Source organism: Clostridium gelidum (assembly GCF_019977655.1).
Lineage (GTDB): Bacteria > Bacillota > Clostridia > Clostridiales > Clostridiaceae > Clostridium > Clostridium gelidum.
This window is the reverse complement of record NZ_AP024849.1, coordinates 850,275-865,066: the sequence shown is the minus strand read 5'-3', so window position 1 is coordinate 865,066 and position 14,792 is coordinate 850,275. Positions and strand designations below refer to the sequence as shown.

Here is a 14,792-nt window from a genome sequence, read left to right as displayed (position 1 = left end):
TCCCTTCAATATAAATACAACTTATGAAGTCAAAATGTTGCATTATCCTAAAATAAAATTAGAATTAATACTTGCTAACAAACAAATATTAACTCTGCTTTAAGTATATAGAAAAACTTTATTTCAAGCTTCCTTTTACTATGCATTTTCATACTAACTTTAAGATTTAAATCATACAATTTTATTTATTTTTATCTATCTCTCGTATTTTCATATATTCCTCTAATGTTATATTTCCATAATACTTCAATGCTTTTAAAAGTTCATCCTCATGAATTATAAAAATGAGTTCCATATCATCATTAAGAACATAAAAACTATTAAATTTATTTTTATCAACCAACGTTAATACATTAACTAAACCTTTTTTATAATACACAGAAATAGATTTATTTTCCATGTATTTATGTTTTTTTAACTTTCGTACCTTCTTAATCATATCTCCCATTATTATATACATGGTTTTTTCTCTTTCTAAAATCGTTGTATATGTGATTAATATAACCGCAAGAAATAAACTTATGTTTACCTTATGTAATAAAAGCATTATACTAAATACTAAAAATAGTGCTCCAGAAATAATAAAACTAAAGATTTCTGTGATTTTTTTTGATTTTTTATATAGAAACTTTTTTGATAATAATATTTCACATACTCTTGATCCATCTAATGGATAAGCTGGAATCAAATTAAACATGCCTAAACATAAATTAATACTTATACTACTTTTAATAAATTCAAAGCTAAAATAATCATATAAAAAGCATGTAACCACAGCCATAAAAATATTAAATAACGGTCCAGCTAAATATAAAATTACTTTCCTATTTTCAGTCAATTCATCAATATCACTTAATTCAGCCTTAGCACCTAATATGCTAATATTAAAATTATTAAATTTGCACCCAAATCTACTTGCAACTATTATATGTGCAAACTCATGTAGTATTACCCATAGAAAACTAATAATAACATCACTTTTAAAATCTCCAAGCCACATCAATATTGACAATTCTACAATCAATACCATATACCACTTTTTCATTTCTAACCCCTATAATATTGCTAAATAAATAAAATTTGCAATGCACAAATAAAAATGGAAATTAAGAAACTATTAAATTATCATAAATATATCTTGATTAATAATTCTGATTTACTAAAATTAACCCTAATCTTATGAATTTCTATTGTTTTTTATATAGTCCATAAAATTTGATGCTTTTATCTTTAAATTTTCTATTTTCAAATCTTCCGTAGTAAAATTGCCTATACTTAAATCTTTTCCTGTTATATTTCCTATTTGAATTGTATTAAATGCATCTATATACTCATTATAAGTTAATTTTTGTTCTAATGTTTGTTTACATTTAATATGCATTTCATTAAATTGAGTTGATGGACTATATTTTAATGAAGCAAAAAATATCAATAACATTGTAGCTCCTGTTAATTCCTGTATTATTCTTTTAATCAAAGTATTTCTCATTGTATCATTATCCTTTAAATTAATCCCGTGTTTTGAACTAATAGAATTATCAGTTTTTTTACCTAAAGTAAAATATTTATTGTTATCTTTCTTTCCTTTTGCTGCATTATTTATGTTCTTATAATAATTTTCATAAGCCGATCTATAGCTACTCATAATACACTCCTTAAATTTATCATCATTAAATTATATTAAATAGAAAGGAAAATTATGAGAATAAATAGAAACAAAAATAGAATTGATAATTATGCAAAAAACTCTAAAACTTATGTCTTGCAGTTTTGATAGTCTTGCGGATAAATTATCAATCCTTTTTTTGATTATGCCTAATACATATAAATTTCTTAATATATTAAAAAAATATCTTTTTCCTTCTCATTCCTACATTTATCACGAGACCTACTGAAATTACGGTTGTAAGTAGTGAACTACCTCCACAACTTATAAGTGGTAATGTTATTCCTGTAATTGGCATCAATCCTATTGTCATACCTATATTTTGAAATATAGCAAACAAGAAATATGAAACTATTCCGACACATATAACTGAACCAAATATATCTTTTGAAGTTCGCGCTATTGAAATCATTTTATAAATTAAGAATCCATATAAAGTTAACAATACAATAGCCCCTAAAAAACCGTACTGATCTGCTATTGCAGCAAAAATAAAATCTGTTTGTGGTTCTGGCACATTTTGTGCTGAATAACTTGAACTTCCATCTATACTAAATGATGGTCTACTTCCAAGTATTCCTCCTGAACCTATTCCAATTAAAGATTGTTTTAATTGATAAGTATTCGCACTATCAACTTCAGGATTTAAAAATCCTGTGAATCTTTCTTTTTGATATAATTGTATAAATCCTGAATTCCAAACAATTATTATAGCAAGAACTAATGACATTAATCCTCCACCAATAATTCTAATATCTAATCCCATTGTATAGAAAATTCCAAGAACTATAAAAAAGCAAACCATACTCATTCCCATATCAGGTTGTCTAACAATAATAAGAACTGGTACCGCTGCATAAAAAACTAATATAAAAAAGTTCTTTACTTCATTTATTTTTCCTTCCATTTCATCTAGCCTTTTTGCAATCATTAATATTATCCCAAGCTTAGCAATCTCTGCTGGCTGAAATCCAAATCCTCCAACTCTAATCCATCCTCTTGCACCATTAACCACTACACCAATTCCCGGAACCATTGCTAATAAAAGAAGAATAACTGAACCCCAATAAAAAATAGGAACATAATTAAATATTGTTGTATAATCAACTGCCATAAAAATATACAATGCCAACATAGATAATGCAAACCAAATCACTTGGGATTTAACAAAAAACAAACCATATTGTGCTTTTGTACATAAATATACATTTAATATACCATACAAAATTAAAAGAATTAAAGAAATTAACAAAGTTTTATCAATTTCTTTAATTAATCTTACATCTAATTTAAATCGCTTAAACACTACTTCACCTCCTATTTAATTGTGCTTTTATATAACTTTCAATTACTTTTAATTATACATTATTATTACTTCATTCTCCATAATAATTATATTGATATGATAAAACATAATAATTTTGTAATAATTTATAGCTACTATCTATAGCCTTTTTTTATATATTATCTGGATTTTAAGTTCTTGGTTGTGCTTCTCACTCTTTTTATAGGTGCGTGTTTTTTTATATGTGTATATATTTCTCTAAAAAAATAAAAATATAAGAGATGCTTGTTTTAAAAAATTAATCTTTCTAATTTTTTAAAACAAATATCTCTTATATTTCACTTTATTATTAGCTAATCTCTTTTATGTGCATTAACCTTATATATTAAACAATCTTTATTTTATCGTCCTCTTATTCCTTTAATAGGAATATTAGCTATCAATGCAGAAGTATTTTCGCCTTCATCGTCATCACTTTTGTTTACTGATATTTCTACATCTTCTACTTGTATATCAATGTATTTAGAAATTACTTCCAATATTTCTTCTCTTATCTTCTCTATAACTTCCGGAGCAATATCTCCTCTGTCATGTATAAGAATCAATCTTAATCTATCTTTCGCAACTTCTTTAGGCGTTGGTTTATTACTTAAATTCTTAAAAAAACCCATCTCTCCGTCCTCCCTTAATTACGCTTAAATAACTTTTTTAAGGATCCAAAAAAACCTTGATTATCATCTATATTTAAATTCATAAAAGGAACTTCTTCTCCTATAATTCGTCTTGCAATATTTTTAAATGCTTGTCCTGCATAAGCATTTTCAACTAATACGATAGGTTCTCCTCTATTAGTTGAAACTGTTACATTCTTGTCATCTGGTACAACTCCTAATAATTCTATTGAAAGAGTTTCTATAATATCACTTACATCCAGCATATCTCCATTTTTAGTCATTTCGTAATTTAATCTGTTTATAATTACTGCATGATCTTCTAATCCCTTTGAATCAAGTTTTCCGATGACTCTATCTGCATCTCTAACAGATGTGATTTCAGGATTTACAACTATAATTGCTCTTTCTGCACCTATAACTGCATTTTCAAATCCTTGTTCAATACCTGCTGGTGAATCTATTAATACATAATCAAATTCTTCCTTTAATTCATTTACTATTTTAAGCATATCTTGTGCACTTATATCATCTTTATCTTTTGTTTGTGCAGTAGGTAATAAACATAAATTAGGAAATCTTTTATCTTTTATAAGCCCTTGCTTTAACCTACATCTTCCTTCTATAACATCTATTATTGTATATACTATTCTATTTTCTAATCCTAATAATACATCTAAATTTCTAAGTCCTGTATCACCATCTATAACAACTACTCTCTTACCAAGTGATGCTAATGCAGTTCCTATATTTGCTGTTGTTGTTGTTTTACCAACTCCACCTTTACCTGAAGTAATTACAATAGATACTCCCATTTACAAATCCCTCCAACACTCTAATATATATATTTCTTTGGTAAATACGGTTCAACTATTATTGCTCCGTCCTTAATTCTTGCAAGTTCAGGATAAGTTGGTTTTTCAACATCATCCGGAGACATTGCAAACACATTCGCAATTTTTAAAATTTCTGGTTGCAATAAAAATGCAACAATTACTGCTTTCGTATTTCCATTGGTTCCTGCACTTACTTTACCTTTTATAACTCCTAAAACAATTACATTTCCATCTGCATATATTTCTGCCCCACTATTTATATCACCAATTATAACTATGTTACCTTGGTAACTTATAGATTGTCCACCTCTAATTGTTTTTCTTATAAACTTAGTTTTCCCTTCGTATACACCCGAAAATACTCTAGTCTCTTTTTCCTGTACCTTTTCAACTTCTTTCTCTATATCTTCTAATACGATATCCTTTATTTGTATTTCAGTTAACAAAGCATTCTTAATAATTTCAAGTTCTTTCTTATTAATCAAATTTAAATCTAATTTTAGAATTAGCGTTGTTCCTTTATAAAAATGCTTTCCTTTAGAAAGTTTTTTTAATAACATTTTAAGCATATCTTCAAAACAAGCAAACTTATTCATATAAATAGTTGTATTTATTCCATCTCTATTCCCTTTTATTAAAATACCATCATTATTATACATTCATTTCCTCCAATGAATCTTACCCGTTAAAATAATATTTGTTTTGAAAATGTCAACCTATTTAAGATTATATCATTATAACAACTATTTTTGTATATATCTTTCAATATTTTCAATTAATTTTTATAAAAATACATATAACCTAAATTTCTATAATTTCATCTCATGTCCATTTGTTCTAATACTATCTTCCTTGTTTTAACATTTAAGAATAAGAAACTATACTTACTTATTATTTTTTTAATGTGCATTATATGACAACCTTAACATAATCTCTTATATTAATACTATCTTCTTTAACTTCACAATCAACTGCAAGTATATTAACACCATTTTTCTCAGCTTTTTTCAATGCTTCTGCAAATTCTTTATGCATTTCTACATTAGGTTCAAAATGTAATACATCCTTCATTTGTATTACAAATATTATATAAGCCTCATATCCATCTTTTATACAATCACAAAGTTCTTTAACATGCTTAACTCCTCTTTCTGTAGGTGCATCTGGAAACTTTACAATTCCTTCACTTTCTAATGTAACACCTTTTACTTCTATGAAAATCTTTCTGTTTTTTGTTTCAATATAAAAATCAAATCTAGAATTATTATATTTACTCTCTGGTTTTATCAAAGTGACGTCTGTAATCAGATTACCCTTTAATATCCACTCATGAATAACTTTATTAGTCACTTGTGAATCCATGTTAATCATTCTTTCTCCCTTTATAACACCTATAAGTGAAAATCTAGTTTTTCTCTTTGGATTATTATTTTCCTCCACAAATACTATTGCACCTGGAGTTAATAATTCTTTGCATCTTCCTGTATTCTTAACATGGCAAATTTCCATTTTACCATTAATCTCAACATGCGCAATAAATCTATTCGGTCTTGATATAAATTTTCCTTTTAAAATATTCTCATATTTCATTTGTACCTCCAATAATGCATATTCAAATAATATCACGTAAGTCTGCTAATATATTTTCTTTCATATGCGTAAATTAAATTTTTATATACTATCAATTATAGCTTATATTTTTAAATATTTTATCATAACAAAAAATATCCCAATAGGTATACAACCTTCATTACGGTATACCTATAGAGACATTTAGAATACTTCTTTATTGTTACTAATTCAATCTGTAGCACCCATTGTGTTGTTACCTACTTTTGTATTCTGTGTATTACTAATACTTACTTGTGAAGCACTTTAATTTTTATGATTTGGATTATCAACAACATACTTCTTAAAAGACTCTGATGTTGAAGCGTAATTTGAAGTCTTTAATAATTCATCCTTAAAATATGCTTCATAAACTGCCCTAACTGCTGATGCAATATTACCTCCATGTCCTCCATCAAATACTACTGCAACTACAGCTATTTGCGGATCATCTGCTGGAGCATAACCTACATATGTTGCATAAGGTTTTCTTCCATTTTCCCTTTGATCCTTTGCATAATCGGCTGTACCAGTTTTACCAGCTGTTTGTATTGGAAATCCAATAAATGCTGTTGCTGCTGTACCCTCTACACTATTGTTAACTTTTTTCATACCTTCTTTAACTGCATCTTGAGTACTCTTTGACATTGATACTGTATTTAATACTTCTGGTTTGAATTCTTGTACTATATTGCCATCATTATCAGTAATCTTGTCAACCAAATGAAGTTTATACCTTGTTCCACCATTAGCAAGGGTGGAAATATATGATGCTAACTGCATTGGAGTAAAGCTATCCATACCTTGACCTATTGATGCATTAACAATTTCACCTGGCGTTCTTATTTCTCCAGGTTTATCATTAATTGTAAATTGAGCTATAGCTTCCGCTATAGTTTTAGCTTGATTATTTAAATCAACTTTTTTTCCTGATTGTTCAATTTCTGCTATTCTGCTCTTATATTTTTCAGAATGTTCCATTATATTTATAACATCCTTCATAACATCCTTTGCAAATTCATCATGCTGGGTCAACATTATTTTTTCATCAGCAGTACCAACCTTTTTTAACTTTTCTATAACTTTATCCTTTATAGCTTGTTTTGAATTTTTAACTTGGTCATTATCATCATCCGAAAAACCATAATCAAATTTTATGAAAGTTTTTCCAGCATACTCTCCATTTTCTAATGCATCACGTAAGGTAAATTTAGCATATGTTATTTGACTTTCTTTCCACGATGCAAAGTTATATGTTTGCCCAAATTTTTCTCCTATTTCTATTCCTGTTGTCTCTTTTTGCTTGCTACTAGGATCATTAGGATCAACACCTAAACCAAATTGCCAAGCATATTTTGCAATAGAATCTAAAGCCTCAATTTTACTTTTTCCTTGCTCTAACCCTTGCATATACATTCTATATGCTGTTTCATAGAAGTAATAGTTAATTGATTGTCCTATAGCTGTAGTTAAATTTATTGGTCCCATTGCATCTTCTAGTCCTGATGGATTAAAACTTTTACCAAAAGTTTCTGGATGTATATTAAATTTACCTGTATCATTTATAATTGTATTAGGGCTTATTACACCAGATTCTAAACCTGCAACAGCTGTAACAGGCTTAAATGTAGACCCTGGTTGAATTAATGACGTAGTAGCATAATTATAAATTGATCTTGGATACAAATCATATTTATCTGTTCTATATCCATCACTTCCTATTGGAAATAGCTCATCAACATTTTTTCTTAAACCCATTTTTTGTATTAATTGTTTTCCAAATGTCTCGTAGTCAGGATTAAAATATTGTTTGTTCTCCTCTGATGTTAATTGTCCTGGAACTGCAAATACATTAGGATTAACATTAGGATAACTTACTAATGATAAAATTCTTCCTGTTTTAACCTCAACTGCAACTATCGCTCCTCTTGTTGCATTTGGAAATTTACTTCCATCATTCACATCATTATCTGGTACATTCTTTTGTAAATTCTCCATTGCATCAGTCAATCCTTTTTCTGCTGCATATTGAATATCACTGTCTATTGTAAGATGTACATCCTTTCCAGGATAAGATTGAAGGCTAAATAAGTCTTGAGTCTTTGTACCTTGTGAATTAACTTTAATGGTTGTTCCACCCTTTACTCCCTTTAATTGTTCTTCAAAAGCAGATTCTATACCAGACGTACCAATTAAGTCAGATGAAACATCATATCCCTTAAGTTCATATCCTTCCTTTTGAGTTTCATTAATTGAAGATACATAACCTAACACTGAAGATGCCAAATTATCAAATGGATAATATCTTATTGGTGCTAAGCTAACATCTATTCCTGATAAATCATATTTTTTTTGATACACTATAAAAGCTGTATCTCTTTTAATATTTCCTGCAATGGTTGCTACTTTATCTCCTTTAAAACTTTGCATTTTTATAGAGTCTTTTATAACCATAAATTTTCTAATGTCATTTAAAGTATATCCTGCATTTAAAATTATATTAGTCAATTCTTCATCTGTCATTTCAGAATATATATTGCTTTTAGCTTTTGTCTTATAGTCTGAATCTACAAGTTCAATTAAATTATAAGATCTAACTAGAGCATAAAATGAATCTTCTGGTGTCATCTTTAAAAGATCTTGATCTAATTGTGCATTTTGTTCATCGGATAATGCTTCAACATCTTTTAATTTTTTATTTTTATTTTTTAAAGTATCACTTATACCTCTATCTTTTTTAAATCTCAAATCTTCATGATTTTGAGATTCTTTATCATTACTTTTATATTCAAAATATATCCCATTATCACTATCTATTTTTAATGGTAATGTATCTTGAATAGTCTCTTTATTTTCGTCTAATATTTTAAAAAGTTCTTTCATTGTTGTATAAAATTGCTTATCTGAATTATCTGTTTTAGTATATGTAATTGTATATGTTTGTTTATTAGTTGCTAAAATATTTCCTTTTTGATCATATATCTTTCCTCGTGGAGCTTTATCTGCTACAAACCTTGTTGATGTAACATTTGCTCTTTCCTTATATTCTTCGTAACTAAATACTTGAACATACAATAATCTTAAAATAATGCTTCCAAATATAAGCCCCATAATAATGCACAAAACCGTATATCTGGAAGTTTTCTTTTTCTTTTTATCTGTTGGTTTATTTACTATCATTTAAACCTCCACCTTTGTTTTGAATATTCATCATCATAAACATTCATTACTAACTTATATACAAAGAACATTGCTACTCCATTATATGCGGCCATAATAATACTTTTTGAAAACTGTATGTCAATATTCAGCAAATAAAATATAAAATATACTCCTATATATTTTATCATTGTAATACAAAAAATTGAAACTACAGGTATTAATCTCTTATTTTTTACTATTCCTTCTCCAATAAAGCTTGCTAAAAGACATACTAATAAATTCAATAAAGAATTTACTCCGAATCCATGAAAAAAGAAAACATCTTGGAGTATTCCACTTACAACACCTATAAATGTAGCCTTTTCTTTTCCATTTATTATTGAATAAGCAATAGCAAATGTAAATAACAGACTAGGATATGCCCCTTTTATAGAAAAAAATGGGATCAATGAATTGTCTAATATAACTAAACCTATAGATACTAAAATAATAATTAATCTTTCCATCTACGAACCCCTAATTATATTTAATTTCTCTCGTATCCTTTGGAGAGACAATAAATAATTCTTCTAATTTATTAAAATCTACATATGGTTTTACAACTGCACTTTTCATTACTTTTACCTTATCTTCTTCAACTGAAGTTACTTCTCCAATTCTAATTTCCTTTGGGTAAAGCAGCCCTACTCCAGATGTCATAATTACATCGCCTTCTTTAATTTCCGAATCCATTGGAAGATCATACACTTTAGCTAAATTTTTATTTTGGCTATCGTTAAATCCCTTTATATATCCAGTATCTCTAGTGCTTTGAACCATAACACTCACTGCTATATTTTCATTAATTAAAGATTGAATTATACTCCAATTGCTTCCTACACTTGTTACTTGACCTACTAATCCTTGAGCTGATATAACAATCATACCTTTTTGAATATTATCATTTTTACCTTTATTAACTACATATCCATCTAGAAAATTTCCTCCACTATACTCTATAATGTCGCATGGTATATAATTATAATTGTTTCTTTCTTCTGTAAAGTTTAATACGCCTCTTAATCTATCATTTTCTTCTTTTAAATCTGAATAAGTTGCTAATTCATTTTCAAGCTCTTGGTTTTTATTGATTAATTCTTTATTTTGTTCTTTTACTTCTGAAAAATTCAAGAAAAAATCTAAAGTTTCTTTGACTTTATTAGTCCCTTTATACACAAGACTTTGTACAGGATTTAGAGCACTACCGGCACCACTTTCAATAATACTTTTATTTTCTTTCTTAACAGTATAGACTATTAACCCTAAAAAGGTAACTGACAGTACTATAATAGTCACTGCCAGTTTATTCCTAAGAAGCTTCATATATTACCCTCTTTGATCTCTACTAATTTTATCGAAATCTTCTAGTGCCTTTCCTGCTCCAAGTACTACACAATCAAGCGGTGCCTCCGCAATATGTACAGGCATATTTGTTTCTTTATTTATAAGTACATCTAGTCCTTTTAGATAAGCTCCACCACCAGCAAGCATTATTCCTTTTTCTATAATATCTGCTGCAAGTTCAGGTGGTGTTTTTTCCAATGTGATTTTAATAGCCTCAACAATCGCATATACAGGCTCTCTTAATGCTTCCCTCACTTGAGTTTCTGAAATTTCGACAGTCTTTGGAAGACCTGAAATCAAATCTCTTCCTTTTATATCCATCACCATTTCTTCACCTTCGGTTCTATAAGCTGATCCAATTTCCATTTTAACTTGTTCTGCAGTTCTTTCTCCAACCATTAAGTTGAATTCTTTTTTTATATAAGATATTATTGATTGATCTAATTCATCGCCTGCTTTTCTAAGAGACATACTAGTTACTATTCCACCTAAAGAAATAACAGCTACTTCTGTAGTACCTCCACCAATATCCACTATCATACTTCCTGTAGGTTCACTTACTGGAAGCCCTGCTCCAATTGCTGCTGCCATTGGTTCTTCCATTAAAATTACATCTCTAGCTCCTGAAAGCTTTGTTGCTTCCTCAATAGCTCTCTTTTCAACTTCAGTAATACCTGATGGATAACATACTATTATTCTTGGGTTTTTAAATGCATTCTTAGTTGATACTTTTTCTATTAAGCTTCTCATCATTGTTGAAGCTATATCAAAATCTGCTATTACACCATCTCTAAGTGGTCTTATAGCTACTATATTTCCAGGTGTTCTACCTATCATAAGTTTTGCCTCTGATCCGACTGCTAATGTTCTTCTAGTTGTAGTATTAACCGCAACAACAGATGGCTCTCTTAAAACAATCCCTTTTCCTTTTACAAATACTAATGTGTTTGCAGTTCCTAAATCTATCCCCATATCTTTTCCCGATCCAAAAAATCCCATTTAATTTTTCCCCTTCCGATTCTATATTAGTCCTCTCTCTTTAAGGCTAACAAATTTATTATTTCCTATTATAATGTGGTCAACTAATTGAATTCCTATTATATTTCCACATTCTTTAATTCTGAGTGTAATATTTATATCTTCCTTACTAGGCGTTGGATCGCCCGATGGATGATTATGACATATAATTATAGATGAACTATTCTTATCTATTGCTTGCTTAAATATTTCTCGTGGATGAACTATAGATGTATTTAAGCTACCTTTGAAAACATCTTTTGTTGCAATAATAATATTTTTTGTACTTAACAATACGACCTTCAAAACTTCTTGAGTTAAATCATTCATTTCTCCCATAAGAAGGTCTGCTAAGTCTTTAGGTTTATTAATCTTAACATCTTTTTTCATTGCCTTTAATGTTCTAAATCTCCTAAAAAGCTCAGACAATGCTAAAATTTGAGATGCTTTTCCTTCTTTAATACCTTTTATAGATGTTATATCGTTAAAGCTTGCACTTAAAACTCCATCTAATCCTTCTAACTCTGATAGAAGTCTGCCACTCAGTTGAAGTACATTTTCTCCTTGAGTTCCAGTTCTGAGTATAATTGCTAACAACTCTGAATTGCTTAAACTATCAGCTCCATTAATCAATAATTTTTCTTTAGGTCTTTCATTTTGTGGTATATCCTTAATTTTAAGGCTATTTTCCATTAGCTTACTACCTCCACATATATGATAACCTCTCGTTCCCTCAAATTATTTTACTTCTTCTAGCATAAATTTTAATTTGTTTAACGAAAGTCCAACAACATTATAATAACATCCTTTTATTTCCTTAACAAATATTCCACCTATACCTTGAATCCCATAAGCTCCAGCTTTGTCTAATGGCTCACCAGTTTTTATGTATTCAATTATTTCATCATCACTTATTTCAGAAAAAGTAACTTCTGTAGCTAAGCTTTCTTGTTTAATTACATTTTTAGCTGTATTAATAACAACAATACCGGAATAAACTGAATGTTTTCTGCCTTGAAGTGATTTTAAAATTTTAAAAGCATCTTCTTTGTCCTTTGGTTTTCCAAGTATCTTATTATCTAATGTAACTATAGTATCTGCTGATATTATTATTGCATCATCATTTAGTTTATTTTTAATATCTAGCGCCTTACCTAAAGCTACATCTTTAACATATCTATCTACAGACCCTTCAAAGAGAACTTTACTTTCATCAAAATCGCTGACTATTATATCAAATTTTTCAATTAATCTACCTAAAAGTTCTTGCCTTCTCTCTGAAGCAGAAGCTAATATGATTTTCATATATTCACATCCTAAAATAAAGAATCTAACATATATTATTGACAAATAATCTATGTTATAGACATGTTAATTTTTTAACTAAGGCATATGACCGAATATGCCTACTCTTATCATTTTATTTTTAAAGGTATAGAAATGACAGGTATCCCTATAAACCATTTCTATACCTTATAGTTTATCATTTAAGATGTTCTTAAACAAGTCTGTTATATTAACTTATGGCTTTTTTTATACAAATGTAATTTTGTTGTAATAATTATTAGCTATTTTTTCACTATGCCTTAATTAATTTGTATAAATCTTGTATATTTGCATTACTATTGGCTTTATCTATTTCATCCGGCAAATTCTTTACGTAACTATTTAAATTATCTATTTTTTTAGATTTAGCACTACTGCCATCATTTATAATTTTATCAGCCCATTCCTTGAACTCTGAAGTTTTTATGCTTTTAACTGAAGCTTCGTGAAGCTTATTTGTAATTGTTAAAAATCCATCTATAATTTCTATAATTTTTTTATTTTCTTCATTATTGCTTGATATATTTAAATTAATTTTAGCAACATCAATATTATTTGCTTTAAATTCCTCCAACTTTTTCAAACCATCTTCTTCTTTATATATTCCAGCCAGCACTCTATATTTGCCATCTTCTTCTACTACAAATGGATTACAATATTTTGATATTGAATTTGATAATTCTTTTGCATTTTCTTCTTTAGCATAATATCCACATTGTAATGCCACAATTTTTTGAACTTCTCCCTGATGATTCCTCTCATTTGAATAGCTTGGATTATCCATATTATTATCCTTAATATATTTTCCATCAAAAATAAAATTACTAATATATAATCCGCCACCTATAGATATTCCAGTAATAATTGCAATACTACATAAAAATTTTACTTTTCCTGATTTCTTATATTCATATCTTGTGTACCTCATAGTATAACCCCCTTTTCATATATTATATTTATTCTATAAGTTACACATATATGAATTATGTTAGGCATATTCCCAAAAATAAAAAATACATCCTCCCATAATTAATAGAAGAATGTACATATATCTTTACATTTATTTGTAAAATTTCTTAATCAAAGATTCTTCTTGCAGTTGCATATTTTTCTGAATAGTATCCATCTGATAAAGAACTTACCATTACTGGTTTTCCTGTTCTTGGTGCATGAATAAACTCTCCATCTCCAATATAAATACCAACGTGACTTATTGAACCTTCTGTATTAAAAAATACTAAATCCCCCGCTTTTAAATCGCTTCTTTTTACTTTAGTTCCTTCTTCTACTTGAGTATATGTAGTACGAGATAAACCTATTCCAAATTTATTGTATACATATTGTGTTAATCCTGAACAATCAAAAGCATTTGGCCCTGTTGCTCCATAAACATACGGCTTTCCTAAAAATTTAGATGCATAATTAACAACTTCGTTCCCTTTACTAATAGCACCTCTTGAAGCTGTGCTACCACTATCTGATGCTATATCAGAAGGTGCTTTAATTACTTTAGTTGTTTTAAGTTCACTAGTTTTAAGTGTAATTCCTTTAGTAGATGTTAGTGTAGTATCGGCATTAGCATTTTGAGTATTAAGAAAGAATGCTCCCGAAAAAACAAAAGCAGCAATTATGCATTTTGTAAGCATATTATTTTTAATTTTCATCTTTATTTCCTCTCCACTATCTGATTATATATTAATTTAGAAAACATTTTCATTTCTATTTATATTGTCTTTTAATTTTCACACATTTATTAGTATATTGATAAATTAGCTATAGGTCAAACTCTTAACACGTATATATATTTATTTACAGCAAAATATCTCCATTTTCCTTAA

15 protein-coding genes are annotated in these 14,792 nt (G+C 28.2%); all 15 read right to left on the bottom strand.

Annotated elements, in window-relative coordinates:
* Positions 1-181: 181 nt before the first annotated feature.
* Positions 182-1,045 carry a site-2 protease family protein gene (locus psyc5s11_RS04090; protein ID WP_224036362.1) on the bottom strand — a complete coding sequence of 288 codons (864 nt, stop codon included), beginning with the start codon at positions 1,043-1,045 and terminating at the stop codon, positions 182-184.
* Positions 1,046-1,177: 132 nt separating this feature from the next.
* The gene (locus psyc5s11_RS04085) at positions 1,178-1,645 is read right to left on the bottom strand and encodes a hypothetical protein (protein WP_224036361.1); all 468 of its coding nucleotides are present in this window, start codon (positions 1,643-1,645) and stop codon (positions 1,178-1,180) included.
* Between the two features lie 196 nt (positions 1,646-1,841).
* Positions 1,842-2,972: an FtsW/RodA/SpoVE family cell cycle protein gene (locus tag psyc5s11_RS04080; protein ID WP_224036360.1), complete on the bottom strand. Its 1,131-nt coding sequence runs from the start codon at positions 2,970-2,972 to the stop codon at positions 1,842-1,844.
* 380 nt (positions 2,973-3,352) lie between these two features.
* Positions 3,353-3,622 carry a cell division topological specificity factor MinE gene (gene minE, locus psyc5s11_RS04075; protein WP_224036359.1) on the bottom strand — a complete coding sequence of 90 codons (270 nt, stop codon included), beginning with the start codon at positions 3,620-3,622 and terminating at the stop codon, positions 3,353-3,355.
* A 14-nt stretch (positions 3,623-3,636) separates the two neighbouring features.
* Entirely contained in the window at positions 3,637-4,437 is an 801-nt protein-coding gene (gene minD / locus psyc5s11_RS04070; protein ID WP_224036358.1) for a septum site-determining protein MinD, read from the bottom strand.
* Positions 4,438-4,457: 20 nt separating this feature from the next.
* Positions 4,458-5,117, bottom strand: coding sequence for a septum site-determining protein MinC (gene minC / locus psyc5s11_RS04065; protein WP_224036357.1), 660 nt, complete (start codon positions 5,115-5,117; stop codon positions 4,458-4,460).
* A 250-nt stretch (positions 5,118-5,367) separates the two neighbouring features.
* Positions 5,368-6,048, bottom strand: coding sequence for a DNA/RNA nuclease SfsA (sfsA, locus tag psyc5s11_RS04060; RefSeq protein WP_224036356.1), 681 nt, complete (start codon positions 6,046-6,048; stop codon positions 5,368-5,370).
* 285 nt (positions 6,049-6,333) lie between these two features.
* Positions 6,334-9,246, bottom strand: coding sequence for a peptidoglycan D,D-transpeptidase FtsI family protein (locus tag psyc5s11_RS04055; protein ID WP_224036355.1), 2,913 nt, complete (start codon positions 9,244-9,246; stop codon positions 6,334-6,336).
* On the bottom strand, positions 9,243-9,734 hold the full coding sequence (mreD, locus tag psyc5s11_RS04050; RefSeq protein WP_224036354.1) for a rod shape-determining protein MreD: 492 nt from the start codon (positions 9,732-9,734) through the stop codon (positions 9,243-9,245). The genes psyc5s11_RS04055 and mreD overlap by 4 nt, the downstream gene beginning before the upstream one ends.
* A 10-nt stretch (positions 9,735-9,744) precedes the next feature.
* Positions 9,745-10,590 (bottom strand): rod shape-determining protein MreC, encoded by an 846-nt coding sequence (gene mreC, locus psyc5s11_RS04045; protein ID WP_224036353.1) that lies wholly within the window; start codon positions 10,588-10,590, stop codon positions 9,745-9,747.
* Between the two features lie 3 nt (positions 10,591-10,593).
* Entirely contained in the window at positions 10,594-11,610 is a 1,017-nt protein-coding gene (locus psyc5s11_RS04040) for a rod shape-determining protein (RefSeq protein ID WP_224036352.1), read from the bottom strand.
* Between the two features lie 21 nt (positions 11,611-11,631).
* Positions 11,632-12,321, bottom strand: a complete 690-nt coding sequence (gene radC, locus psyc5s11_RS04035) for a RadC family protein (protein WP_224036351.1) — start codon at positions 12,319-12,321, stop codon at positions 11,632-11,634.
* 45 nt (positions 12,322-12,366) lie between these two features.
* On the bottom strand, positions 12,367-12,933 hold the full coding sequence (locus psyc5s11_RS04030) for a Maf-like protein (RefSeq protein WP_224036350.1): 567 nt from the start codon (positions 12,931-12,933) through the stop codon (positions 12,367-12,369).
* Between the two features lie 274 nt (positions 12,934-13,207).
* On the bottom strand, positions 13,208-13,882 hold the full coding sequence (locus psyc5s11_RS04025; protein WP_224036349.1) for an SPOR domain-containing protein: 675 nt from the start codon (positions 13,880-13,882) through the stop codon (positions 13,208-13,210).
* A gap of 148 nt (positions 13,883-14,030) precedes the next feature.
* Positions 14,031-14,618, bottom strand: coding sequence for a C40 family peptidase (locus psyc5s11_RS04020; RefSeq protein ID WP_224036348.1), 588 nt, complete (start codon positions 14,616-14,618; stop codon positions 14,031-14,033).
* Positions 14,619-14,792 lie beyond the last annotated feature (174 nt).